This window comes from Saccharopolyspora tripterygii (assembly GCF_054778355.1).
The window spans coordinates 323,664-348,006 of sequence record NZ_BAAGZP010000001.1 but is presented as its reverse complement, the minus strand read 5'-3'; the positions used below and the strand labels follow the sequence as shown (position 1 = coordinate 348,006).

The window sequence follows — 24,343 nt, the reverse complement described above, 5'->3', positions numbered from 1 at the left end:
CCCCCAGGGAGTCACCATGCGCACCAGACGTGCGTTCATCGCCACTGCTCTCGCCCTCTCCGCTGCGGCCTGCGGCACGACCGAGGCACCGTCCGGTCCGGCGCCGGAGGCGAGCGGCCCGCCGGTGAGCGTCGTGGACTCGCGCGGCAAGGAGGTCCGGCTCGACCACCCGGCGGCGCGGGTCGCCGCGACCGAGTGGAACGCCGCCGAGTACCTGGTCTCGCTCGGCGTCATGCCCGCCGCGATCTCGGACGTGCGGGGCTACGGCGAGTACTCGAGCGCCGCCCCGCTGGACGCGTCGGTCGCCGACATCGGGACGCGCGGCGAGCCGAGCATCGACGCGCTCGGTTCGCTCGACCTGGACCTCGTGGTGGTCACCGGCACTCTCCCGGAGGGCGCGCTCGAGCAGATCGAGGCGAAGGTGCCGGTCGTCGTCATCCCCGGTGGCAACGCCCAGGACCCGATCGGCTCGATGTTCGGCAACGTCGACCTGATCGCCCGGGCCACCGGCACGCAGGACGCGGCAGCGCGGTTGAAGTCCGAGTTCGACGCCAAGATCGAGGCGGGCAGGGCGGCGGTCGAGCAGGCGGGCATGTCGGGCAGGCCGGTGGCCTTCGCCGACGGCTACGCCACCGCGGGCGCGGTCACCATCCGCCCCTACACGCGGGGTTCCCTGGTGGGCGCGGTGTTCGACCGGATCGGCCTGCCGACGGCCTGGGACATGCCGGGCGACCCCGCCTACGGTCTCGCCCAGACCGACGTCGAAGGCCTGACGAAGCTGGGCGACGTCCCGTTCTGGTACAACGCCACGTCCGGCGATCCGTTCGCCGAGCACCTCGCCGGGAACCCGATCTGGACCAGCCTCCCGTTCGTGCAGAAGGGCGAGGTCCGGCACTTGCCCGGTCCGCTGTGGACGTTCGGCGGGCCGAAGTCGATGGAGCGGTTCGTCGACGCGGCCATCGCCGCGGTCCAGGCGTGAAGACCAGGCTGCTGCTGGTCGTCGTCGCGCTCGGCGCGCTCATCGCCGTCGGCTCGCTGGTCCACCTGACGCAGGGGACGGCCGATGTCGACGTCCTGGCACCGGACGCCCACGCGGCGGTGATTCTCCAGTCCCGCGTGCCCCGGTTGCTGGCCGCGGTGCTGGTGGGTACGGCACTGGGCGTGGCGGGCGCGGTGCTGCAGTCGGTGTCGCGCAACATCATGGCCGCCCCCGACACGCTGGCGGTGTCGGCGGGCGCGCACCTGGCGATCGTCGCCGTCGCGGCCTTCGGCGTCTCCGTCCCGCTGCTGGGCACGGCAGGTGTCGCGTTCGCGGGCGGGTTGTGCGCAGCTCTGGTCGTTCTGGGCCTCTCGGGCAAGGGCGGTACCGGGATCGTGCGGTTGGTGCTGGCGGGGACGGCGCTCGCGCTGGCGATGAGCTCGGTGACGCAGATGTTGCTGCTGCTGTTCTCGGAGGAGACCGAGGGCTTGTTCGCCTGGGGCGCGGGGTCGCTGAGCCAGAACGGCGTGGACGGGGTCCGCACGCTCGCGCCGGTGGTGCTGATCGCCCTGGTCTGGCTCCTGCTGCTGGCGCGCAAGCTCGACCTGATCCACCTCGGCGACGACCACGCGCGCGCACTCGGCGTCCACGTCGGACGGATCCGCCTGGGGGCGATCGCGCTGGCCGTGCTGATGGCCGCCTCGGCGGTCACCCTCGCCGGGCCGATCGGATTCGTGGGCCTGGCCGCCCCGGCGCTGGTGCGGTTGGGCGCGAACGTCGTGCCCGGACTGCACCGGCACGCGGCGCTGATCCCGGTCTCGGCGGCGATGAGCGTGGTGCTGCTGCTCGGCGCGGACGTCCTGCTGCGCGCGGTGATCGGCGCTCAAGGCGCCCTGGAAGTGCCTGCGGGCGTGGTGACGACGCTGCTCGGCGTGCTGTTCCTGATCGTGCTCGCGCGCGGGGTCCGGGTGTCGGGCGCGGTGTCCGAGTCGCCGGCGGCGGGCGTGCGCGGGTCGGTGAGCGCGCTGCGGTTCCGGCTGGTGCTGGCGGGTCTGCTGGTCCTGACCGCGCTGGTCGTGGTGGTGTCGGTGCTGCTCGGCGACCGGATGCTGCTGCTGGGCGACGTCGGCAACTGGGTGACCGGGCAGGCGGGACCGATCGTGTCGAACGTGATGGGCAACCGCTTCCCGCGCGTCCTGGCGGCTCTGCTGGCCGGTGCCGCGCTCGCCCTTGCGGGCGCGGCGATCCAGGCGGTGGCCCGAAACCCCTTGGCGGAACCAGGAATCCTCGGAACGTCCGGTGGTGCGGGGATCGGCGCGATCGCGGTGATCACCTTCGCACCCGGGGTCGGTTTGTGGGCGCAGGCGAGCGCGGCGGGCCTCGCCGCGGCTCTGGCCGCGGCGGTGGTGTTCGCGGTGGCGGCACGCGGCGGGTTCTCCAGCGAACGCCTGGTGCTCATCGGGTTCGGCATGCAGGCGGGCACCCAGGCGCTGATCACGCTGCTGATCACCCTGACCGATCCGTGGAACGAGACCAAGGCGCTGACCTGGCTGGGCGGCTCGACCTACGGGCGGCTGCCGGAGCACCTGGTTCCGGTCGCCCTGGCCATCGCCCTCGCGATCCCGCTGCTCGTCGGGGCACGGGCCGAGCTGGACCTGCTCTCGCTCGACGACGAGACGCCCCGCGTCCTGGGCGTTGCGGTGCCCCGGGCACGGCTGGTGCTGCTGCTGTGCGCGGTGGTTCTGACCGGAGCGGCGGTCGCGGCGATCGGCGTCATCGCCTTCGTCGGCCTCGTCGCGCCCCACGCGGCGCGGGCGCTCGTGGGACGCAAGCACGCCCGGTCCCTGCCGGTCGCGGCCTTGCTGGGCGCGATCCTCGTCTGCGCGGCGGATGCCTTGGGGCGCACCGCGATCGCACCGGATCAGCTCCCGGCAGGGCTGATCACGGCGCTCATCGGCACGCCGTACTTCCTGCACCTGCTGCACCGCACGAGCAACGCCCCGAGACCCGCGTGATCACTCCAGCCCGAGGTGCGCTCCGGGGATGGTCAGCGTGCCGCCGACGAGGTCGGTGTTGCGGACGATCGCGTCGGTGAAGGTCAGCTCGGGCAGCTGCAGGAATCCCAGGTCGAGGTCCGGCATCAGGAGCGAGTCGGCCGTGAGCGTGGTGCGGGCGATGGCCAGCGTCCCGGTCAGCTCCTGGGTGTAGAGCTCGATCGGGCCGTTGACCACGGTCGACACGCTTCCCTGGCGCGCGGCGGTGCGCAGGGTCATGCCGTTGCCCAGAGCCCCGCGTTGCACGAGGTCGGTGATCTCCAGGCGGTCGACGGTGAAGTGCAGCGTCCGCACCCCGTCGCGTTCCTCGACGCCCCGGTACCGGGAGCCCACGAGCTTCAGCGTGCTGGCCGTCAGCGTCCAGGACCGGCCGGGGCCGGGCTGGACGTCGCCGGACGACGAAGCCGGCGGCAGCGCACCCGGTTTCGGGGCGGGAGCGGGCAGGGGCGCCGGGAGCGGAGCGGAGGTGGGAGCCGGAACCGGCGCGGTCGGCGCCGGTTCCGGAGCTGAACTCGACTCGGGCACCGGAGTCGACGTCGGAGCCGGGGTCGGTGTCGGAGCAGGAGCCGGCGCTTCGGTAGTCGTCGGAGCGGCGTCCGGCGACAGACCGAGCAGGTCCGAGATCGGACCGCCGCCGGATTCCTGGGCCGCCGCGGCGGGGCCGAGCATCCCCAGCGCCAGCGTCGAACCGAGCACGCCCGCCACCAGGCGAAGCCTCGATGACCTCACGCACGTCCTCCGGCAAGACCGGTCGGAACCTCGACGGGTTGCGTTGCGGGTTCCGCGGCGGGCTTGCGCTGACGCGCCTTGGGCGTCCACGCGATGCCCAGTGCCGCTCCCACCACTCCGAACAGGGTCCCGAGCAGGAACGATCCGAGGTTGGCGGTCACGATCGCGGCCACCGACAGCAGCAGCGCCACGATCCCGGCGGGCATCCGGAACTCCTGGCGGGTCCAGAACGACAGCCCGCAGCACACCAGCAGGACCCCGATGACCATCGCCGAGATCCCGGTCATCGTGTTCAGCGAGACGATGATGTCGCCGAACTTCAGCGAGGCGTAGGGCGGGAACAGGATCAGCAGCCCGGACACCAGGGTGCAGAACCCGGCCCAGAACGGCCGAGTACGTCGCCACTGGCGGAACTTGGTCCGAGTCTCGTTCTTCGCAGCCATGCGATCACCCCCGGTCAGAAGCACTCGTTGCGGCCGGCGCTGGCCTTGATCTGCACCTGGTTGAGCTTCAGCGTCGATGCGGTGGTCGACCAGGCGACCTGGCGCAGACCCTCGATCTGCGTGCTGTCGGCTTGGATGCCGAAGTTGCCCGTCCCGCCGGTCACGCCGTTGGGCCCCTTGTCGAAGGTTCCGGCGTCGCGGCCGATCTCGACGTTGTTCAGGGTGAGGTCACCGGTGACCTCCTCGACACCGAGCACCAGGTTGTCCGCGTTCATCCCGCCGGGCGCCGCGATCTTCACGGTGATGTCACCGATCCCCGGCAGCTCCGGGACGACGATGGACTGGCAGAAGTTGTCCAGCTTCGCCTTCCGGAATCCGTTGACCAGCACGGGGTGAGCCTGATCGGCGCTGCGATCGACCGATCCGTACTGCACGACGCCCTGCGCGTCGAGCTTGTCGGCCGAAGCCTTGTAGCTGGTGCCCGCCACCGCGAACGATGCCGCGATCGCACCTTGGGACAGACCGGTGAACATCAGCCCGACCCCGAAGATCCCGACCAGCAGCACCAGCCCGAACACGCGCCAGCGGGTCCGGCCTCCCGTTTTCTCGCCCACATCGGCTCCCATCACTCGGCGTGTCCGTAGCGTGATCCGCGCTACTCCGAATGGGGGTAAACGTAAGCCAAACAACACACATCGCGCTGTGACTGCAGTCACTATTCGTGAATAAATGATAGTTGATCTTTCGTTTAATTATCGCGCGCCCCACTCGCCACAGCGAGCACGCCGGCCACCCCCGGCCGAGCAGCCTCCCGGTGGCAGGCGAGCCCGCCGTCAGCGTTCGACGTGCAAGCTCTTGATCACATGCGCGAGGACTACCGCGACCAGGGTCCGGGCGGGAACCGTCGCGCGTCACCGGCGCACCGGCGCGCGTACTGCCGTCCACCTCACCGTCGCGAGCGGATCACATGGACGGCGGCGGCAGCGGTTCGGACCTCGGCGTGACCGACCGATGGGACGGATCGCCCGTGACGCCGGCACCCACCGCGACAGCGAGGATGTTGCGGAACTGGGCGTTGATGTCGCGGCGGCTCGCCTCGAACGCCGGGTCCGTGATCTCGGTGGTGTTACCGGGACCGAATTCCAGGATCGGCGTGTGCACGTGCCCGCCGGGGATCTCGGCGCCCACCGCGTCGCGCAGCAGCGTCGTCCGATAAGCGACCTCGTTGGACAGGTAGCTGCCGCCACCGCCCTGCCGGGCCTGCGAACCTGGTGTCGGCCCGTCCGGCCGGACCACCGGCTCGGTCTCGCCGCTCGGGATCTCGGTCACCTGGGTGTTGTCGAAGACCGGGAAGCGGCCGGTGTCAGCGGCGACGATCTCGGCGTAGGGCTGGGTCGTGGGCACGAACTCGGGCTGGGGGTCGATCGTCGGCAGATCCGGCGGCACGGTGATCACACCGCCGGCGCGCACCTCGCGGTCGTTGTCGGCGCCTTGGTGCCAGCGACCGTTCCAGCGCTCGACGTCGAATCGCTCCGGCCGGCCCTGGCTGATCGTGGCGAACAGGTCGACCTGTTCCGGACCTGGCCGCACGTGCGGCAGGAAGGCCCGTTCGACGATGCCCTGCTCGAACGGCTCCCACAGCACGGGGAACATCACCGCCTCGACGCGGGCCGGGCCCGAAGGCGTGTCGAGCACGGTGCCGTCGAGCGCGAGGGCCACCGCGCCGGAGGGGTTGCTGCGGCGGATGTCGTCGTCGAGCTGGAACGGGTCGAAGCCGCTGACCAGCACTCGCTTGAAACCTGCCTGCGCTTCGACGCTGCTGTGGCCGCGCGATTCGCGCTCGAAGGACCCCACCAGCTCCGCCCGCTCGGCTGGGCCGAGTTCGAACCCCGGCTGCCAGCGGGCCAGCGACCTGGTCATGTGCAGCCGCGCCCAGTAGAGGGGGCGGTCGTCTTCCGCGGGAAGATCACCCGCTGCGGGTTCGCGGCCCTGCGCGCGGGCGACGGCGGCCTCCCACAACCGTCCGCCCTCGGACCGCACGAACCGCTTCGCGTCCTCGATCGTGTCGACGCCGCACAGCTCCTGCTCGAATTCCCCAGCGCGCCGGTCGAAACCGCTTCGCCGCAGGATCTCGACCGCTACGTCGTCATCCAGCCGCCCCTGTTCGACGGTCGTCGGCGCGCCCGAATCGAAGCACGGGCCGACGGCACCGGCGGTAGCCGGGAACCCGCTGGCGAACAGGGTGAACACCGCAGCGGCGCACACGCCGCGCACACCGACGTGCAAGTCGAACCTCCAGGAACGGCGGACCCAGGAGGACTCTATGCCGTGTCGGGCGCGCGCGGAGTGCTCAGCAGTGGCGAGTTCACGACACCCGGGCAGTCAGACGCTCCGCGGCTTCGTCCGTGCTCGGGCGCACGAGGAGTCGGGCGCTCACCTCCTCGACAGAGGACGACCGGAATGTCACCCGAGGACCGCTTCGACGGCGCGGGACGCCGGCGGAACTCAGTCGATCGTCTTGATCACCCGCGCAGGATTTCCGGCGACCAGGGTGCGGGCAGGGACGTCGCGCGACACCACCGCACCGGCGGCCACCACGGCACCGGCCCCGATGGTCACGCCCTGCAGGATCGTGGCCGCCGCACCGATCCAGACGTCGTCTTCGACGGAAATCGGGGCGAAGGCGATGTATTCGCGACGCTCGGCCAGGGGCAGCGGATGTCCGCCGGTGATCAGGTTGACCTTCGGGGCGATCATGACGCCGTTGCCGATGCGGATGCCGCCCTTGTCCATGAAGGTGCATCCCTGGTTGACGAAGACGTTCTCGCCGAAGGTCGTGTGCAGCCCGCATTCCGTGAAGAACGGCGGGTAGATCGTCACCGACTCCGGGAGCGGGCCGCCGAACACAACGGACAGTAGTTCGGCACGGCCTTCGTCGTCGCTGAACGGCAGCACGTTCAACCGGGACGTCGCATCGGTCACCTCCGCGATCCGCTCCGCGTGGCGCGCGAATTCTGGGGTCCGAACGTGGAGGACGTGGTCTGCGCTGATCGGGGGTGGGGAAGTTTTCATGAAAACTTCCCCCCGGGCTTCGGAATCATCATGAGGCGATACCACCACCCCGGAGAACGCGCGATCAAACAACCGTGCAGCTCATCAGCCACAACTGCTCGTTGTGGCCCTAGCCTGGGGCTGTGGATGTGGAAGCGCTGCGGACGTTCGTGGCCGTCGCCCGGTCCGGCCAGTTCCAGGCGGCGGCGGACGATCTCGGGATCAGCCAGCAAGCGGTCTCCAAGCGGATCGCGGCTCTGGAGAGACACCTCCAAGTCGCCCTCCTGGTGCGCACCCCACGCGGGTCCCGGCCGAGCCTGGACGGGCAGGCCTTTCTGCCGCACGCCAAGGAAGTCCTGGCAGCCGTCGAGCGGAGCGAGCAGGCCGTGCGCCCCGGCAGCCGCCCGCTGCGCGTCGACGTCCTCAACCGGCGGATCGCTCCGGCCCAGGCCGTGTACCGGTTCTACCGCTCGCATCCCGAGATGGACTTGGACGCGGTCGCGCTCGCCGACGAGAACGCGGCCGGAGCAGCCCAGGCCGTGCGCGACGGCACCGTCGACGCGTCATTCCGCGCCCTGGCGCCGGACCAGGTGCCGGACGGGATCAGGGCGGAACGTCTCCTGGACACTCCCCTGGAACTCCTGGTCGGGCCTGGACATCCCTTGGCGGACGCACCGCGCGCCAGGCCCGCGGATCTGGTCGGCCACCGGATCTGGGTCCCCGGGATCCAGCCGGGAACCGAGTGGTCGGCGTTCTACCGGGCGGTGTCCGAGGCCTTCGGCCTGAGCATCGACGCGCTCGGCCCCCACTTCGGCGACGAGGCCCTGATGGACGAGCTGGCCGACTCGCCTTCGCTGTCCACCCTCGTCGGCCGAGGAGATCGGTACCTGTGGCCCCAAACCCATGACCTGCGGCGCATCCCGCTGCACGACCCGACCCCGGTCTACCCCCACGTGCTGCTGTCCCGCGTGGGAGATCGACACCCCGTGCTGACCGCGCTCCGCGACCACCTGCGCACCTCGACGCCGCGCATCCCCGACGACGCGTGGGCGCCGAGTTGGGCGCCCGGTGATCAACCCATGTGAGCAGCCATCGCGCGTCGTGCGTGCGTCTTCGGTCGGTGGACGGCGTGCGGTCGCTGGGTGCGCCGGTGTCGCCGGGCTCAGGCGATCGCGTCCTCGTCCGGGACGACCAGTGCGTACATGACCAGGATCGCCAGTGCGATCGAGGCGAGCTCCCAGAGCGGGAAGGCCGCCAAGAAGGCGAGATGGCCGATCGCCGACAGGCCGGCGAGCCCGATCCCGGTGATCCGCGCCCACCGCTGCCCGGAGAGGCAGCCCGCACCGGCGAGGACCTGCAGCGCTCCGAAGGCCAGCCAGATGATCCCCCACGCCCCGAAGCCGAACACCAGCAGCTCACCGCCACCCACCACGAAGTAGTCGGGGCGCAGCAGCGCCGTCAGCCCGGCGATGATGTTGAAGGCGCCGGCCAGCACCAGCATCCAGCCGCCGAAGGCGAGCCACCTCGACCTGCCAGCAGCCGGGCGAGCGCTGGACATCGCCCATTCCTGCCGCTGCTCCGGAGCCTGCCGCTGCTCGGGCGCTTGCGTCTGCTCGGCGCGCTGCTCGCGACTCGTCTGCTGCCCCGTGTCCGGATTGGACATCTCAACCGCCTCCCCCTCGTAGAGGACGTGTCCGGACAGCATCGCGCCGACGACGCAAAAATGCAGCCTGACCAGGACTTTCGTCCCGGTTCGCGAGATTATCGCACTGACCGCGCGGCGAACGTCCGATGAGGATCGCCTGGAAACGAGAAAGGCGAGTGCACTCCACGAGGACGAAATGCTGGTCCGAGAGCAGGCCCGGGAGAAAACACGGAGCGGGGAGCACGCAAGAACGTGCTCCCCGCTCCGTGGGGGTCTACGGGGGCTCGGCCCCCGTACGGACATCACGATCCCGGGAAGATGCCCGAAGGGCATCGACCAGGATCATCGTGGAGGTGCCGGGAATCGAACCCGGGTCCTCCGTCGCTTCACCAAGGCTTCTCCGTGCGCAGTCCGCTATGCCTCTACTCGGCTCCACCGGTCTCGCGAACTAGCCGGTGTGACGAGCCCAGTCGCTGTTTGATGTCCCACGAGGTCCCGCGACCGAACCTCGTGGTCGAGCCTCCTAGCTGATGCCGGATTCCGGGACGGAGGCGTTCCCGGTCCGACAGAGTCGCTCCTCGCTCAGGCGGCGAGGGCGAACTCGCGCTGACTCTTGTCGGCGCTTATTTGTTTGCGGCGACGCTCACGGTGGTCTCCCGCCTGCACCGGCACGCTTCCCAAGGATCAACGTACGGAGTCGAAACCGTTCACCCCCATGTCTTCACTCCACTGCTCCCGGCTTTCGAACCGGTGTCCAACAGGATAACGCGTCCCGTCCCGGCGATCATTCCCATATCCCTCAAACGCTCAAGCCCAGCAGCGCAGCCGGTGTGTCGTGCAGCACCGCGCGCAGGAAATCCGGGCCGAGGCGCTGGTCGCGGTGGGCCCAGTCCGCGATGACCGCGAGCTGGTCCGCGTACCGGTACGGGATGTTCGGGTAGTCCGTGCCCAGCACGATCCGGTCGGAGTGGACCGCGATCCGGGCGGACCAGTCCTTGGGCAGCGGGGCGAACTTCTCGCTGAACGCCACGCCGACCATCGTCGTGTCCAGGTGGACCCGCTGGTAGCGCTCCACGAGGGCCAACGCGGCGAGGTAGTCGGGCATTCCCGCGTGCGCCAGCACGGCCGTCAGGCCGGGATGCCTGCGCAGCACGCCTTCGAACACGTCCAGCCCGGTGTAGGAACCGGGGATCGGACCGTGCCCGCAGTGCACGACGACCGGCACGCCGGTCTCGCTGAGCAGGCCCCACGCCTGGTCCAGCAGCGGGTCGCGCGGATCGAACCCACCCACCTGGACGTGCATCTTCACGCAGCGGGCGCCCCCGTCCAGCGCGCGGGCGAGGTACTCGCCGACGCCGGGCTCCGGGTAGATCGTGGCGGTGGGCACGGCGTCCGGCGTGCGCTCGGCGAAGTCGCGGACCCAGTCGTTGAGCCACTCGGCCATCGCCGGTTTGTGCGCGTAGACAAGCGGGGCGTACGCGCGCAGACCGAACTCGCGCAGCAGCCGCACCCGGGTGGCCTCGTCGTGCCGGTAGAAGATGTCCCACCGCATCCCGTAGTGCTCGGAGGCGTTGTCGAAGTACTCCCACACCTTGTCCAGCACGTTGGGCGGCAGGAAGTGGGTGTGGATGTCGACCAGACCCGGCAAGCCGAGCTCGTCCAGCCAAGCGGGGATTCGGTTGTCGTCGAGCGGTGCCGTCAAATCAGCGCTTGCCCTTTCGCGCACGCCCGATGGCGCGCTGGATCTCACGTTCCATGTCGCGCTTGGCGATGTCCTGGCGCTTGTCGTGCGCCTTCTTGCCGCGTGCCAGAGCGAGCTCGACCTTGGCCTTGCCGTCGCTGAAGTACAGCGACATCGGCACCAGGCTCAGCCCGGTCTCCTTGATCTTGCCGACCAGCCGCTCGATCTCGTGCCGGTGCAGCAGGAGCTTGCGCGAACGACGCGGCTCGTGGTTGGTCCAGGTCCCCTCGGTGTACTCGGGGATGTGCACGTTGCGCAGCCAGACCTCGCCGTCGTCCACAGTGGCGAAGCCGTCGACCAGCTGCGCCTTGCCCTGGCGCAGGCTCTTGACCTCGGTACCGGTCAGCGCGATGCCGGCCTCGTAGACGTCGAGCACCGACCAGTCATGCCGCGCCTTGCGGTTCTGCGAGATGACCTTGCGGCCGCGTTCCTTCACCATGCGAACAACTCTAGTCCTCGTGTCACCCGGATAAGCCGAACTCGGCGGCCCCCCTCCAGCGGGGACCGCCGAGCATCAGGCTACAGCCGCACGTACAGGCGGAGCGTGACGTAACCGGTGATCGAGGAGATCGCTGCCGCGACCAGCAGCAGGATCGGCGAGATCAGCGCGATGTCGCCCCATTCGACCGCGGGGATGATGCCGGTGCCCAGCACCGGTCCCATGACCCTGTCGATGAAAGCCGCCTTCGCGACGAGCAGGCCGAGGATCGCCAGCACCGCACCGATCAGACCGGACACCATCGCTTCCAGCAAGAACGGGAGCTGGGTGTACCACCGCGTCGCGCCCACCAGGCGCATGATGCCCGTCTCCGTGCGGCGGGTGAACGCCGAGAGCTGAATGGTGTTGGAGATCAGCAGCAGCGCTGCCAGCGCCTGCACCAGCGCGATCGAGAACACCGCGTTGCGCACGCCGTTGAGGATGTCGAACAGCCGGTCCAGGTACTCGGCCTGGTCGACGACGCTGTCCACACCCGGCTTGCTGGCGAACTCGGCCTGGATCTGCGGGAAGCGCTCCGGGTCGTCGAGCTTCACCCGCAGCGAGGCAGGCATCGCCTCGGCGCGGGCGACGTCCTTGAGCTCCGGCTGCGACTCGAAGACCTTGTTGAAGCTGGCGAACGCCTCTTCCCGGTTCTCGTACTTGACCGAGTTGACTCCGTCGGTGCCGCTGAGCGCCGACTTAACCGAGGCGCAGGGCTGCTGGCTGCAGTCGGAGTCATTGGCGCTGACGTCGTCGGTCATGAACACCACGACCTCGACGCGGTCCTGGTAGGTCTCCTGCATCTTGTCGATGAGCCGGACCACCAGCAGACCACCGCCGAGCAGACCCACCGAGATGGCGGTCGTCAGGATCATCGCGATGGTCATCGTCACGTTGCGCCGAAGGCCGTTGACGACCTCGCTGAATACGAAGCTCGCACGCATCTTGGGTCAGCTTTCCTGCCGTTCGGGGGTGTGTGTCCTCGGGTGCCCGGCGATCGGGTCGCGCCGCTTCAGCGACCGACGCCGTACACGCCGCGGGCGTCGTCTCGGATGACCCGGCCGAGGCTGAGCTCCACGACGCGACGGCGCATCGAGTCGACGATGCCGTGGTCGTGCGTGGCCATCACGACGGTGGTGCCGGTGCGGTTGATCCGCTCCAGCAGCAGCATGATGTCCTGGCTCGTGTCGGGGTCCAGGTTTCCGGTCGGCTCATCGCACAGCAGCACCAGCGGCCGGTTGACGAAGGCGCGCGCGATGGCGACGCGCTGCTGCTCACCACCGGAGAGCTCGTTCGGCATCCGGTCGGCCTTGCCGTCGAGGCCCACCAGCTGCAGCACCTGCGGGACGACGCGCTGGATGTCCTGCCGGGGCTTGCCGATGACCTCCAGCGCGAACGCGACGTTCTCCGCGACGGTCTTGTTGTTCAGCAGCCGGAAGTCCTGGAAGACGCAGCCGATGCGCTGGCGCAGCCGGGGAACCCGACGGCGCGGCAACTTCGCGACGTTCCAGTCGGCGACGAACGCCCGGCCGCGGCTGGGCACATCCTCGCGCAGGAGGAGTCGCATGAACGTCGACTTCCCGGAGCCCGATGGCCCGATGAGGAACACGAACTCGCCCTTGTCGATGCTCACCGAGACATCGTCGAGAGCGGGCCGGGTCGACGTCTTGTACGTCTTGGACACGTGCTCAAGGCGGATCACGGGCGGGAGTTTACCCCCGCCCGATAGGGCGATCCGCACTCACCCACAGAGGTGGTCGCACTAGCCGTGACCAGCACTTTCGATGGGAGCGCTGGGGGTCGATCAGGCCACGCTCTGCTGCTGCCGGCGCCAGCGGATGCCGGCTTCCAGGAAACCGTCGATCTCGCCGTCGAGCACGGCCTCGGGATTGCCGACCTCGTGCTCGGTCCGCAGGTCCTTGACCATCTGGTACGGGTGCAGCACGTAGGAGCGCATCTGGTTGCCCCAGCTGGAACCGCTCTCCTTGAGGGCGTCCAGCTCGGCGCGCTCCTCCTCCTTCTTGCGGGCCAGCAGCTTGGACTGCAGCACGCGCATCGCGGCGGCCTTGTTCTGCAGCTGCGACTTCTCGTTCTGGCAGGAGACGACCACGCCGGTCGGGATGTGGGTGATGCGCACCGCGGAGTCGGTGGTGTTCACGCTCTGCCCACCGGGGCCGGAGGAGCGGAAGACGTCGACCCGGATGTCCTTCTCCGGGATCTCGACGTGGTCGGTCTCCTCGACGACCGGCAGCACCTCGACACCGGCGAAGGACGTCTGCCGACGGCCCTGGTTGTCGAACGGCGAGATGCGCACGAGGCGGTGCGTGCCCTGCTCGACGGAGAGGGTGCCGTAGGCGTAGGGCGCGTTGACGCGGAAGGTCGCGGACTTCAGCCCGGCCTCCTCGGCGTAGGAGGTGTCGTAGACCTCGGTCGTGTAGGAGTGCCGCTCGGCCCAGCGCAGGTACATCCGCATCAGCGTCTCGGCGAAGTCCGCGGCGTCGACGCCACCGGCCTCGGCGCGGATCGTGACCATCGCTTCGCGCTGGTCGTACTCGCCGGAGAGCAGGGTGCGGACCTCGAGGGTCTCGAGGTCCTTGGCGAGGCGCTGGCGCTCCTCGTCGGCCTCGGCGAGACCCGAGTCATCGCCCTCGTCCTCGCTGAGCTCGTAGAGGACTTCGAGGTCTTCGACGCGCTGGCGGAGCTCGGTGACGCGACGCAGGTCGGCCTGCCGGTACACCAGGCGACTGCTGACCCGCTGCGCGTTCTCGACGTCGTCCCAGAGATCGGGCTTGGCCGCCTCTTCCTCCAGCTCCGCGATCTCCGCGCGGAGCGCGTCGAGATCCATCACGCTCTCGATGCCTTCGAGCGTGTTGGACAGTTCCTTGAGGGAGGCTGCGACGTCGGCATTCACAGAGCTCAGGGTACTTCACCGATAACGGGTCGCCCACGAGGACGGCACGTTGCCGCCAGATCGGCTTCCCCAGCCCCCGCGCACGAACAACGGCTGCGCCGATCGAGCGGCGCAGCCGTTGTTCGCGAGCGGACCCCGGGTCAGTCGGGGATCGAGTCGAGCAGCTTGATGATCGCCCGGTTGTAGGCGACGGTGAAGTCGGCGGCGGCCTTCTCGTAGGGGTCGCCCGCCGTCTTGGCGGCGTTGCGGGCTTCATCCATCTTCACCGCGGTCTGCGCGCGAGCGGACTCGACGAGGCCGGCGCGCTGGCGCGGGGTGAGGGTGCCGGAGTAGACCAGCCGGAGGATCAGCGGGCTGCGGACGTTGTCCGGACCGGGCGCGGTGTTCAGCCACGACTTGAACGCCTTCTTGCCGGCGGCCGTGATCGCGTACTGCTGGCTGGAGCGCGGCCCCTGCTTGCCGAGGCGCAGCAGGCCGTCCTCGGTCAGCGCGGGCAGCTCCCGGTAGACCTGGCTGCGGGTGACGCTGAAGAACCCGGCGAAGCGCTCGGTGGCCGCGGCGACCAGCTGGCCACCGGTCTTCGGCCCTTCGTGCAGTAGTCCCAACAGGGCAGCGGATGTCGCATTCAGCTCGCTCACGACACCAACGGTGCCACGTCCCGCCGGAGCTGTCCACAGTGGTCGGCGCTTCTGTCCACAGTGGTTGCACCCGACTGGTCCAAGTGGACGAACCGTTCCGCCATTGGTTCCAGGTCGGGATTACCGGTTTTTCGACGCTGGGGACCAAGACGATCACAGATCCCACCCGAATGCAGCCCTGGTAGATGCACGCATTGCAACCAAGCTCCCGATCGTTCGCCTGGATGGGGGTTCTTGGGCGCGCAATGAGGTGCTATCACGTTCTGAAACTGCACAACTACGTGTGGTTACCCTCACGCTGCTGGTGACCGCCGGGCCTCCGGCGGGGGCACGGCATGGGAAGCAGGAGGTTCGGGCGTGCATCGCAGTTGGTTGCGTACCAAGGTCAACGAGAGCAAGGAGAAGGTGACCCAGCGGGTCACTGAACGAGCCAAGTCCATGGTCCCGGCGCAGCGCGGCGCCGAGACGGACTCCTGCATGGTCTGCGGCCGCACCATGCGTCAAACGGCCGTGGTTCGAGGCGAGGGCAGGGTGTGCTCCCCCGGCTGCGCTCGCAAGTGGGCCGAAGGCCTGAAGGACTGAACGTGAAAGAAGAAAAGTGCCTCCGGATCACCGGAGGCACTTTCTCTAGTAGCGGGGACAGGATTTGAACCTGCGACCTCTGGGTTATGAGCCCAGCGAGCTACCGAACTGCTCCACCCCGCGCCATCGGCCGAATTTCCGGCCGCGTCGTTCTGTTGTGAATAGAACTCTACACGGCCCGGAAAGCGACCGAACACCGGGGTGGCGAAAGCGGAAATCCCAGCTCACAGGCTCCACTGGTACCGACTCGTCGGAACCACGTCGAGCCCGTCACCGCCGCCGAACTCGGCGACGCTGGCCATCAACTCCGTGAAACGACGCTTCAGCTCGGCCTCATCCCCGCCGCTTCCGTGGAACGCGTGCGGATCGGTCATCCCCTCCATCGGGAAATGCTCCTCGACGATGGCGGCGACATCCGGGGAATTCGGCGTCAGCACCTCTTCCACGACGTTCTGGACGTACCCCGACGTGTTCTGGGTCCGAATCGCGATCGGCGTGTGGTGCACCAGCCAGTAGCCCAGGTAGTCCTCCCGCGACATGCTCTCGGGCCGCCGCAGCAAGGCCACCTGCGCGTAGACGTCCGCGCGCTGCCCGTCCGCCACCGGCAGCGGATCCAGCCGGACCTTCTCGGTCACCCGGTACGCGTGCACCCCCGGGTCCCCTGCCGCCTCGGCGACCGCCGCGACCAGCGGGTCCGCGTCCCCGTCGGTCCACACCGACACCAGCCCGGTCACCGGCTCCCCCGGCCCGAACCGCATCGCGGGCGCCACGTCGGCGTCATCGACGTTCACCTGGAGCGCGACGGCTCCCGCGGCCCGCAACCGCTCGCGGAGCTCAGCTCCCCGGAGCACCGCGCCGAGATCACCACCGCGCACGCACAGCACCAGCTTCATCACACCGCGAGCAGACCACACCGCACCCCCGGCCTGAAGCCCCGTTCAGCCCATCCCCGCGAGCCGGCCTCACAGCCCTCGCTTCCAGCAGATCTCCTCCTGCAGGAAACGGCTTCGCCAGCCGTCCGGGGTTCGGGTGAAGGTGTGGTGGTAGATGCCGCCGAACTCCACCAGCAGTTCCGGCTCGCCGTCGCCCCGGGGCAGGATCATCGGGTTGTGGAAGTAGGCGGCGACCTGGGCGCGGTCGGGGCCCTCGTGGTCGATGGCGATCTGGTGCAGGGAGTGCATGCGCCGCGTGAAGATCGGCAGGTTCTCGGCCAGCCACGGCTTGATGGTGGCGAAGTCGCCCTCGATGCCACCCGAGGCCGTGTAGTCGATCCGGGCGTCCGGGGTGAACACGGTGTCGAGCCGGTCCCAGTCACCGGAGTCGATCGCGCGGGTGTAGCGGATGAGGGCTTCTTCGATGTCGAAGCGATCCAGGATCTGCTGAGTCATCACGACATCACCAACGACGAAGGCGCCTCCCGGATGTCTCCGGAAGGCGCCTGTCGATCAGTAGCGGGGACAGGATTTGAACCTGCGACCTCTGGGTTATGAGCCCAGCGAGCTACCGAACTGCTCCACCCCGCGCCGTCGGCCGAATCGGCCGCTCTGTTGTGGACCCAAGTCTACGGGGCGGGTAACGGCCGTTCAAACCGGGGGTGACCAAAGCCCGCCCACCACCTGTGACCTGGTCCGGAAATGCGTCGGCGGGGTGGGGACCGCGCCGGTCCCCACCCCGCCGACTTCCACACGGACGGCTCAGCCTCCGGTGCCCTGGGTCTGCTCGAAGCGCTTGATGGCTTCGTCGAGCTGCTGGTAGGCCTGACCCATCTCGGCGAAGTTCCCGGACTGCTGGGCCTTGCGAACGCGCTCGAGCGCGTCGCGGATGGCGCTGACGGACTGGTCGGTCTGCGGCGTGCCCGGAGTGGGCGGCTGCTCCGGCTGCCCCGGTTGCTGGTCGGGCGTCCCCGGCTGGGTCGCCGAACCCGCTCCGGATCCGAAGACCTGGTCGAGGGCGCCCTGCAACGTCTCGGAGAACCCGACCTTCCCGCCGAAGGACACCAGCACCCTGGCGAGCTGCGGGTACGACTCCTGCTCGTTGCGCTGGATGTAGATGGGCTCGACGTAGAGCAGCCCACCGGCCACCGGGAGCGTGAGCAGGTTGCCGAAGATCGCCGTGACGTTGGGGTTGTTGAACAGCGTCCGGTTCTCAGTGACCTCGGGAGTCGACTCCATCTGGTTCTGGACCTGGTTCGGCCCCGGGGTCAGCGTGTTGGTGGGCAGCCGCAGCACGGTCATCTGCCCGTAGTTCTTCGGGTCCGAGGACACCGACACCCACGCGGACAGGTTCTGCCTGCGCAGCGCGGTCAGAGCGCTGGTCAGCTGGAAGTTCGGCTGCTGCTGGCCCTCGACCTGGGCGAGCACGTAGTAGGGCGGCTGCTGGCCTTCGCTGCTACCGACGGTGCCCCGAGCCGTCGGGTCGTTGGGCACCTCCCAGAACGTCTGGGTGGAGAAGAAGTCACCCGGGTTGTCCACGTGGTACTCGGTGAGCAGCTTGCGCTGCACCTTGAACATGTCCTCCGGGTAGCGGAAGTGCTCGCGCAGCTGCGGGCTGATCTCGCTGGCCGGCTTGACGACGCCGGGGAACACGCCTTCCCAGGTCTTGAGGACCGGGTCGTTCTGGTCGGTGGCGTAGAGGTCGACGGTGCCGTCGTAGGCGTCGACCGTGGCCTTGACCGAGTTGCGGATGTAGTTGATCTGCTGGTTCGGCTGGCGCTCGACGCCGGTGAGGGTGTCGTTGGTGGCCTCGCCCAGCTCGGTCAGCTTGGAGTACGGGTAGTTGTTGAGCGTGGTGTAACCGTCGACGATCCACTTGATGCGGCCGTCGACCACCGCGGGGTACGGGTCGCCGTCGAGCTTGAGCCACGGGGCGACCTTCTGGACGCGGTCGCGCGGGTTGCGCTCGTAGATGAGCTTGGAGTTGTCCCCGATCACGCCGCTGAACAGGAAGTTCCGCTCGCCGTAGTAGGCGGCGAACGCCAGTCGCTTGAACGGGTTGGCGATCGGCACGCCGCCGCGGCCGTCGTAGGTGAACTGCTGGGTGTCGGTGTCGTACTCGCGCGGAGCATCACCGGGGTTGCCGCCGACGATGGCGTAGTCGTCGGGACCGACCAGCTCGCCGTAGTAGACCCGCGGCTGCTCGACCGGGATGCCGCCCTGGCCCTTGTTGGCGACGTCGCTGATCTGGAAGACCGGGTAGCCGCCCTGGGTGGCGCCCTCGTTGAAGGTCGAGTCGACGCGGTCGGCGGGGGCGGCGATGAAGCCGTTGCCGTGGGTGTAGACGGTGTGCCGGTTGATCCAGTTCTGCTGGTTGACCGCCAGGCCGTCGGTGTTGATCTCGCGCAGCGCGACGAGGTAGTCCTGCAGCTGCCCGTTGGCGTCCCTGTAGCGGTCGACGTCGAGCTTGTCGGGGAAGCCGTAGAAGTTGTACTGCTGCGTGAGCTGCGTGAACGTCGCCGACAGCACGTTGGGGTCGAGCAGCCGGATGTTGGGGATGGTGCCGGCGTCGTCGGCGACCTCGCTGGGCTGCAGCTGGGTCTTGCCCGGGTAGTCGACGAACTTGACCTTGTCGTCCCCGATGCCGAACGCGGACTTGGTGGCCGCGAGGTTGCGCTCGATGGAGACGGCTTCGCGCTGGTTGGCGTTCGGGCGGACCGAGAACTGCTCCAGCAGGGCCGGCCACACCGCGCCGACCACGACGCTCGACAGCAGCAGCAGCACGGTGGCCAGCGCCGGGATCTGCAGGTTCTTCAGGAAGATCACCGAGAAGAACGCCAGGGCGCAGAACACCGCGATGCACATCAGGATCAGCTTCGCCGGCATCACCGCGTTGAGGTCGGTGTAGCTGGCGCCGGTGAACAGGTTGTTGCGCTGGGACAACAGCAGGTCGTACCGGTCGAGGAAGTAGTCGACGGCCTTGAGCAGCACGAACAGGCCCGCCAGCACGCCGAGCTGGACCCGCGCGGGCATCGACAGCTGGCCGCTGCGGCCGGTCAGCCGGATGCCGCCGAAGATGTAGTGGGTGACCAGCGCGCCGAGGAACGACACGGTCACGGCGATGAACGCCCAGGACAGCAGCATCCGCCAGAACGGCAGCTGGAAGACGTAGAAGCTGATGTCCTTGCCGAACTCGGGGTCGGTCTGGCCGAACGGGACGCTGTGCAGGAACAGCTGCAAGGTCTGCCAGTCGGCCTGCGCCGCCAGCCCGGCGATCACCGCGATCACGATCGGCACGCCCAGGCCGAACAGCCTGGAGCGCTCGGTGATGACCGTGCGGTAGCGGGTCAGCGGGTCATCAGGACCGCTGACCGGCACGAACACCGGGCGGTTGCGGTAGGCCATCCAGAGGTTGAGCAGCAGCACGCCGCCCAAGAAGGCCGCGGCCACCACCCCGAGGCCGAGCCGCGAGGTGACCTGGGTGGTGAAGACCTGCCGGTATCCGACCTCGCCGAACCACAACCAGTCGACATAAGCGCCCAGCAGACGCGACCCGAGGATCAGGGCGAGCAGGACGACCCCGCCCAGAATCAGCAGGATTCTGCTTCGCCGGGATAGTTTCGGCATTCCTACCGGGGGCCGCATGGCCACAGCGCACGCTCCTGGGGACGATCAGCTGAACTTGGCAATCGCGCTTTCTCGGGAACACGATTCCCTCGTGATGTTCAACTCTACGACCCTGGTGTGAAGTTCCTGGAAGGCCCCGCGCGAACGGTATTTTTCGGACACAGATCGGTATCGATCGCCGCCGCTCGGCGCGCCTCGTCGAGCGGATCCCCGCTCTGGGACGATGGCGACCATGCCTTCCGTTGAGGAATTGGGGTTCGCCCTGCCCGCCACGACCCGCGAGGTCGAGGAGTTCGTCGCGTCCGGCGGCTGGGACCAGCCGACCCAGATCTTCGCCCTGGTCTCGACCGAGACCATGCTCGCCGCGGCCCCCGACATGGCCGACCAGCTCGACCCCGCGGCCTCTCCCCTGACCCCGCTCGCGCAGGAGTCGCTGCCGGCCCAGGACCTGGGAGAGGCGCTGGCCCGCATCGAGTGGCCGGAGCAGGTCATCGGCTGCGCCCTGGTCCAGGAGATCATCGTGCTCCCGCCGGAAGCCGAAGCCGAGCTGCCGGACGACGAGGACGGCGCGGGCAAGATGGCCGCCGAACACCCCGACCGCCGCGAAGCGCGGCTGGTGGCGGCGGTGCTGCGCGACGACGTCGCTCACTCCTGCGTGATGCGGCTCCGCGGCGAGGAAGAGGACGAGGTCTTCAACGACCCGTCGCTGGCCCCCAACCTCCTGAAGGCCCTGCAGGCCACCTTCGCCTGACCGGCCTCAGCAGGGAGCCGGGGCCTGGTTGCCGCGCACCGCTTCCAACGCCTTGGTGGCGTCGAGGAGGGTGCCGACGCGGGCGAGCTGCAGGCCCTCCGGGGCCTGCGACTTGGCCTCGGCGCAGTTCTCCGCCGGGACCAGGAACGTCGTGGCGCCCGCTTCCCTCGCCTTGATCATCTTGAACGGGATGCCGCCGATCGGGCCGACCTTGCCCGCAGGGTCGATCTCACCGGTTCCCGCGACGAACTTGCCGCCGTTGAGCTCGCCCGGCGTCAGCTTGTCGATGATCGCGAGCGTGAACATCAGACCGGCCGAAGGACCGCCGACGTCGGCGAGGCTGATCTTGATCTCGAACGGCACGTCCGGGCGCTCGGTCGCGGCCACGCCGAGAAAGCCCTGCGACTGGTCTCCGCCCGGCTGGTCGTTGCGGCCCAGCTGCACGTTGGCGACCTGCTCGGGCTGGTCACCCCGCTGGTAGCGGATCTCCACCCGGTCTCCGGGCTTGGTGCCGCCCAGCGCGGTCTTCAGCGACGCCGCGTCGGTGACCGGCTTGCCGTGGGCGCTGAGCAGCCGGTCGCCGGGCTCCAGCGAGCCGTCGGCCGGGCTGCCCTTGACGATCTGGCCGATCAGCACCTTGTTCGGATACCCGAGGAAGCCCAGCGCCGCGGACTCCGCGGTCGTCTGCGAGTCGTTGAACGCCTCGGTGTTCTCCTGCTCGATCTGCTGCTCGCTCTTGTCCGGCGGGAAGTAGACGTCGCGCGGAGCCAGCGCGTAGCGACCGGAGACCCACAGGCCCAGCGCACCGAACAGCGACAACTGGTCGGTCACCGATACCGTGGTCATGTTGAGGTGACCGGCTGTCGGGTACGTTTCGTGCCCCTCGACGCTGATCACCGGGTGGTCGCCATCCAAGCCGAGCGTGTCGTACGTCGGACCGGGGCCCAGCGCCACGAACGGCACCCGCGCGAACGCGCCGAGCAGACCGAAGGCGACAACCAGCACGACACTCGTCAGCAGCGTCCAGGTACGGCGGTTCACGAGGCGACAGCGTACGTGTTCGCTGTTGGCGATGTGCCCGGTGTTCGCACCGACCAGACAGACGACTTCTTCTTAGGGGCGGCCCAGGCCGCGTACGGTGGAACTATGACCAACATGCCGTTCGGGTTCAGCTCGCAGGACCCCGACGACCCTGACAAGGGCGACTCGTCGCAAGGCCGCTCTGAGGGCGGGTCCGGCAACCCGGGGGACAATCCCTTCGGTTTCGCCGGCATGCCCGGACCGGGCGGCAACTTCGACATCGGGCAGCTCGGCCAGATGCTGACCCAGCTCGGCCAGGCGCTGAGCCACTCCGGTGGTGGCGGCGGCCAGTCCGGGCCGGTCAACTACGACCTCGCCAAGCAACTCGCCGTGCAGCAGCTGCACAACAACCAGCGCACCGAGCGACCCAGCCAGGAGCAGGTCAAGGCGATCGAGGACGCGGTCCGCCTCGCCGAGCTCTGGCTGGACGCCAGCACCTCGCTGCCCGCGGGCGTGCGCTCGGTGCAGACCTGGTCCTCGGTCGACTGGGTCGAGAAGACGCTGCCGGTGTGGCAGCGGCTGTGCGACCCGATCGCGCAGCGCATGTCCGCGGCGTGGCTGGAAGCCCTGCCGGAGGAGGCCAAGCAGGCCGCCGGACCGCTGCTGAACATGCTCGGCCAGATGGGCGGGATGACCTTCGGTTCGCAGCTCGGCAGCGGACTCGCCCAGCTCGGCGGCGACGTGCTGACCTCCACCGAGGTCGGGCTTCCGCTCGGTCCCTCGGGGACCGCGGCGCTGCTGCCCGCCAACATCGACCGGTTCGTCGAAGGACTGGACCGGCCGACGAGCGAGGCCACCCTGTTCCTGGCCGCGCGGGAAGCCGCGCACCACCGGCTGTTCGGGCACGTCCCGTGGTTGGCGCAGCGGTTGCTGGCCACCGTCGAGGAGTACGCGCGCGGCATCCACATCGACACCTCCGCGCTGGAGGACCTGGCCGGCAAGGTCGATCCGTCCAACCCGGCGGCGATGCAGGAGATGATGAGCTCGGGAATGCTCGAGCCGAAGACCACCCCGGAGCAGCAGGCCGCGCTGACCCGGCTCGAAACGCTGCTGGCGCTGGTCGAGGGTTGGGTCGACGTGGTCGTCGCCGATGCGCTGGGCGAGCGGTTGCCCTCCGCCGAGGCGCTGGGCGAGCTGATCCGCAGGCGTCGTGCCAGCGGCGGACCCGCCGAGCAGACCTTCGCGACGCTGATCGGGCTGGAGCTGCGCCCGCGCCGGATGCGCGACGCGGCCAACCTCTGGCGGCTGATGGCCGAACGCCACGGCACCGAGGCCCGCGATCAGGTCTGGGACCACCCCGACCTGCTGCCCGACAGCACCGACCTCGACGAGCCGCTCGACTTCGCCGACCGCTGGGGCTCGGGCTCCGACCTCGACGACCCGATCGCGGCCATCCGCCGGGCCGAAGAAGCCGAGAAGTCCGACGACACCACCGAGTCCCAGAGCTCCGACAGCACCGAGGGCGAAAACCCCGACGGCTCGGACGACGAAGGACCGGAAGGCCCCAAGAACACCGAAGGCCCCAACGGAGACACCAAGTCCTGACCTGCTCAGGACCGCTGCACCACATCAGCCCATCGCGACCTCGCGGTGGGCTGATGCGCGTCCAATCCCAGTTTTAGTCCAAACCGAGCCATGATCATGTCCGAAATGTCGGCTCAGTTTGGACTAAAACTGGGAACTGCCGCGCGCGGAATCCAGACGGCACCCCCAGGAACGGTTGCCGGGGTGGTGTCAGGAGGCTTCGGGTTCTTCGGTCTCGTCGTCGGTGAGGCCGATCTCGAGCTGGGCCGCCGCGACCAGGCCCTCCAGGTATCCGATGGCCCGCTCCGTCTTCGGGTACCGCTGGACCCACTTCCAGAAGTCGGCGCCGTGACCGGGCACCAGCAGGTGCGCGAGCTCGTGGACGAGCACGTAATCGAGCACCCATCCGGGTACATCTCGCAGTCGTTGACTCACCCGAATGGTGCCCTCGCTAGGCGTGCACGAGGCCCAGCGGGTCCGCATCGGCGGCACCCATCGAACACTGCTCGGATCGGTCCGGCCGTCCAGGTATTTCACGGACAGCTCACGGCAGCGCTGCACCAGCGCCTCGTCCGAGTTGCGCGCGGGGGATCGGCGTCGCGTCTCGCTGCGCTGAAGACGGCTCAGCATGTCCGCCACCCAGCGTTTTTCCTCCGCACGGCTCATCCGAGCCGGGAGCAGCACCACGATCTTGTCGCCGTCGCGATAAGCGCTCACCGTCTGCCGGCGGCGCTTGCTGCGGCGGACCTCGACCTGCGGTTCAGCCACGGAAGTGGACCCTAGCGATTGGCTCCGACAAACGGGTCCCCCTGTGAGCTGCACCTCAACTCCGGGAGGGCATCAATGGCCGAATGATTACTCCATCGAGTCGAACATGCCCTACGCGTAATGCATGCATCTCAATTACTCCGCCTGTACGGTTCCCCCAGCCGCCCGCAGGGGGGCGACGGCGATCCAGCTGTGGCGCTGGATCAATGACCAGAAGGAGGGGAGCCGTGGCCGAGACGTACAACGGCTACTGCGTGAAGTGCCGGGAGAAGCGCGACTTTTCCGGTGAGGTCTCGGAGACCAACGGACGCCGGATGGCCAAGGGCACATGCCCCGTGTGCGGAACGAAGATGACCCGCATCCTCGGCAAGGCGTGACAGGGCACGGGTGGGCCCTCAGCGGCCCACCCT

The 24,343-nt window shown here is 68.9% G+C and carries 24 protein-coding genes, 2 tRNA genes and 1 other RNA gene; 7 read left to right on the top strand and 20 right to left on the bottom strand.

Annotated features, from left to right (window positions below; genetic code table 11):
* The first annotated feature begins 16 nt into the window (after positions 1–16).
* Both ACYVF3_RS01825 and ACYVF3_RS01820 read left to right on the top strand, forming a co-directional pair.
* Positions 17–979: an ABC transporter substrate-binding protein gene (locus ACYVF3_RS01825; RefSeq protein ID WP_461152538.1), complete on the top strand. Its 963-nt coding sequence runs from the start codon at positions 17–19 to the stop codon at positions 977–979.
* Complete coding sequence (locus ACYVF3_RS01820; RefSeq protein ID WP_461152537.1) at positions 976–2,994, top strand: iron ABC transporter permease; 2,019 nt, start codon at positions 976–978, stop codon at positions 2,992–2,994. The genes ACYVF3_RS01825 and ACYVF3_RS01820 overlap by 4 nt, the downstream gene beginning before the upstream one ends.
* Here ACYVF3_RS01820 and ACYVF3_RS01815 read toward each other — a convergent pair whose 3' ends face one another.
* The 5 genes from ACYVF3_RS01815 to ACYVF3_RS01795 all read right to left on the bottom strand — a co-directional run bounded on the left by ACYVF3_RS01815 (position 2,995) and on the right by ACYVF3_RS01795 (position 7,187).
* Complete coding sequence (locus ACYVF3_RS01815) at positions 2,995–3,762, bottom strand: hypothetical protein (protein ID WP_461152536.1); 768 nt, start codon at positions 3,760–3,762, stop codon at positions 2,995–2,997.
* Complete coding sequence (locus ACYVF3_RS01810) at positions 3,759–4,205, bottom strand: DUF6114 domain-containing protein (RefSeq protein ID WP_461152535.1); 447 nt, start codon at positions 4,203–4,205, stop codon at positions 3,759–3,761. The genes ACYVF3_RS01815 and ACYVF3_RS01810 overlap by 4 nt, the downstream gene beginning before the upstream one ends.
* A 14-nt stretch (positions 4,206–4,219) precedes the next feature.
* Positions 4,220–4,819 (bottom strand): DUF6230 family protein, encoded by a 600-nt coding sequence (locus ACYVF3_RS01805; protein WP_461152534.1) that lies wholly within the window; start codon positions 4,817–4,819, stop codon positions 4,220–4,222.
* 349 nt (positions 4,820–5,168) lie between these two features.
* Positions 5,169–6,491, bottom strand: a complete 1,323-nt coding sequence (locus ACYVF3_RS01800; RefSeq protein WP_461152533.1) for a pyroglutamyl peptidase — start codon at positions 6,489–6,491, stop codon at positions 5,169–5,171.
* Between the two features lie 219 nt (positions 6,492–6,710).
* Complete coding sequence (locus ACYVF3_RS01795; RefSeq protein ID WP_461152532.1) at positions 6,711–7,187, bottom strand: DapH/DapD/GlmU-related protein; 477 nt, start codon at positions 7,185–7,187, stop codon at positions 6,711–6,713.
* Positions 7,188–7,399: 212 nt separating this feature from the next.
* Here ACYVF3_RS01795 and ACYVF3_RS01790 point away from each other — a divergent pair, with 212 nt between their 5' ends.
* Entirely contained in the window at positions 7,400–8,341 is a 942-nt protein-coding gene (locus ACYVF3_RS01790) for a LysR family transcriptional regulator (RefSeq protein ID WP_461152531.1), read from the top strand.
* Between the two features lie 77 nt (positions 8,342–8,418).
* Here ACYVF3_RS01790 and ACYVF3_RS01785 read toward each other — a convergent pair whose 3' ends face one another.
* The 8 genes from ACYVF3_RS01785 to ACYVF3_RS01750 form a co-directional block, all read right to left on the bottom strand.
* Positions 8,419–8,919 (bottom strand): DUF7144 family membrane protein, encoded by a 501-nt coding sequence (locus ACYVF3_RS01785; RefSeq protein ID WP_461152530.1) that lies wholly within the window; start codon positions 8,917–8,919, stop codon positions 8,419–8,421.
* A gap of 327 nt (positions 8,920–9,246) precedes the next feature.
* Positions 9,247–9,616: a transfer-messenger RNA gene (gene ssrA / locus ACYVF3_RS01780) on the bottom strand.
* An 84-nt stretch (positions 9,617–9,700) separates the two neighbouring features.
* Complete coding sequence (locus tag ACYVF3_RS01775) at positions 9,701–10,603, bottom strand: amidohydrolase family protein (protein ID WP_461152529.1); 903 nt, start codon at positions 10,601–10,603, stop codon at positions 9,701–9,703.
* Between the two features lies 1 nt (position 10,604).
* Positions 10,605–11,081, bottom strand: coding sequence for an SsrA-binding protein SmpB (smpB, locus tag ACYVF3_RS01770; RefSeq protein ID WP_461152528.1), 477 nt, complete (start codon positions 11,079–11,081; stop codon positions 10,605–10,607).
* An 80-nt stretch (positions 11,082–11,161) separates the two neighbouring features.
* Complete coding sequence (ftsX, locus tag ACYVF3_RS01765; protein ID WP_461152527.1) at positions 11,162–12,064, bottom strand: permease-like cell division protein FtsX; 903 nt, start codon at positions 12,062–12,064, stop codon at positions 11,162–11,164.
* Positions 12,065–12,132: 68 nt separating this feature from the next.
* Entirely contained in the window at positions 12,133–12,822 is a 690-nt protein-coding gene (ftsE, locus tag ACYVF3_RS01760) for a cell division ATP-binding protein FtsE (protein WP_145743010.1), read from the bottom strand.
* 102 nt (positions 12,823–12,924) lie between these two features.
* The gene (gene prfB / locus ACYVF3_RS01755) at positions 12,925–14,031 is read right to left on the bottom strand and encodes a peptide chain release factor 2 (RefSeq protein ID WP_461152526.1); all 1,107 of its coding nucleotides are present in this window, start codon (positions 14,029–14,031) and stop codon (positions 12,925–12,927) included.
* A 140-nt stretch (positions 14,032–14,171) separates the two neighbouring features.
* On the bottom strand, positions 14,172–14,669 hold the full coding sequence (locus ACYVF3_RS01750; protein ID WP_461152525.1) for a PadR family transcriptional regulator: 498 nt from the start codon (positions 14,667–14,669) through the stop codon (positions 14,172–14,174).
* A gap of 357 nt (positions 14,670–15,026) precedes the next feature.
* On the opposite strand from ACYVF3_RS01750, the gene ACYVF3_RS01745 reads away from it, so the two are divergent.
* Entirely contained in the window at positions 15,027–15,251 is a 225-nt protein-coding gene (locus ACYVF3_RS01745; protein WP_461152524.1) for a hypothetical protein, read from the top strand.
* 49 nt (positions 15,252–15,300) lie between these two features.
* Here ACYVF3_RS01745 and ACYVF3_RS01740 read toward each other — a convergent pair.
* The 5 genes from ACYVF3_RS01740 to ACYVF3_RS01720 form a co-directional block, all read right to left on the bottom strand.
* Positions 15,301–15,374, bottom strand: a tRNA-Met gene (locus ACYVF3_RS01740).
* A gap of 101 nt (positions 15,375–15,475) precedes the next feature.
* Positions 15,476–16,144, bottom strand: coding sequence for a hypothetical protein (locus ACYVF3_RS01735; RefSeq protein WP_461152523.1), 669 nt, complete (start codon positions 16,142–16,144; stop codon positions 15,476–15,478).
* Between the two features lie 69 nt (positions 16,145–16,213).
* Positions 16,214–16,639: a nuclear transport factor 2 family protein gene (locus ACYVF3_RS01730; protein WP_461152522.1), complete on the bottom strand. Its 426-nt coding sequence runs from the start codon at positions 16,637–16,639 to the stop codon at positions 16,214–16,216.
* A gap of 61 nt (positions 16,640–16,700) precedes the next feature.
* Positions 16,701–16,774, bottom strand: a tRNA-Met gene (locus ACYVF3_RS01725).
* A 171-nt stretch (positions 16,775–16,945) separates the two neighbouring features.
* Complete coding sequence (locus tag ACYVF3_RS01720) at positions 16,946–19,828, bottom strand: UPF0182 family protein (RefSeq protein ID WP_461152620.1); 2,883 nt, start codon at positions 19,826–19,828, stop codon at positions 16,946–16,948.
* A 214-nt stretch (positions 19,829–20,042) separates the two neighbouring features.
* Between ACYVF3_RS01720 and ACYVF3_RS01715 the strand changes: the two genes are divergently transcribed.
* Positions 20,043–20,561, top strand: a complete 519-nt coding sequence (locus ACYVF3_RS01715) for a PPA1309 family protein (RefSeq protein WP_461152521.1) — start codon at positions 20,043–20,045, stop codon at positions 20,559–20,561.
* Positions 20,562–20,567: 6 nt separating this feature from the next.
* On the opposite strand, the gene ACYVF3_RS01710 is transcribed toward ACYVF3_RS01715, so the two are convergent.
* Positions 20,568–21,602, bottom strand: coding sequence for a YlbL family protein (locus ACYVF3_RS01710; protein ID WP_461152520.1), 1,035 nt, complete (start codon positions 21,600–21,602; stop codon positions 20,568–20,570).
* Between the two features lie 105 nt (positions 21,603–21,707).
* Between ACYVF3_RS01710 and ACYVF3_RS01705 the strand changes: the two genes are divergently transcribed.
* A complete protein-coding gene (locus tag ACYVF3_RS01705) occupies positions 21,708–23,186 on the top strand; it encodes a zinc-dependent metalloprotease (RefSeq protein WP_461152519.1) in 1,479 nt (492 codons plus the stop codon).
* Between the two features lie 189 nt (positions 23,187–23,375).
* Here ACYVF3_RS01705 and ACYVF3_RS01700 read toward each other — a convergent pair whose 3' ends face one another.
* A complete protein-coding gene (locus ACYVF3_RS01700; RefSeq protein WP_461152518.1) occupies positions 23,376–23,933 on the bottom strand; it encodes a YgjP-like metallopeptidase domain-containing protein in 558 nt (185 codons plus the stop codon).
* A 227-nt stretch (positions 23,934–24,160) separates the two neighbouring features.
* On the opposite strand from ACYVF3_RS01700, the gene ACYVF3_RS01695 reads away from it, so the two are divergent.
* Positions 24,161–24,310: a DUF5679 domain-containing protein gene (locus ACYVF3_RS01695; RefSeq protein ID WP_010693945.1), complete on the top strand. Its 150-nt coding sequence runs from the start codon at positions 24,161–24,163 to the stop codon at positions 24,308–24,310.
* The last annotated feature ends 33 nt before the right edge of the window (positions 24,311–24,343 follow it).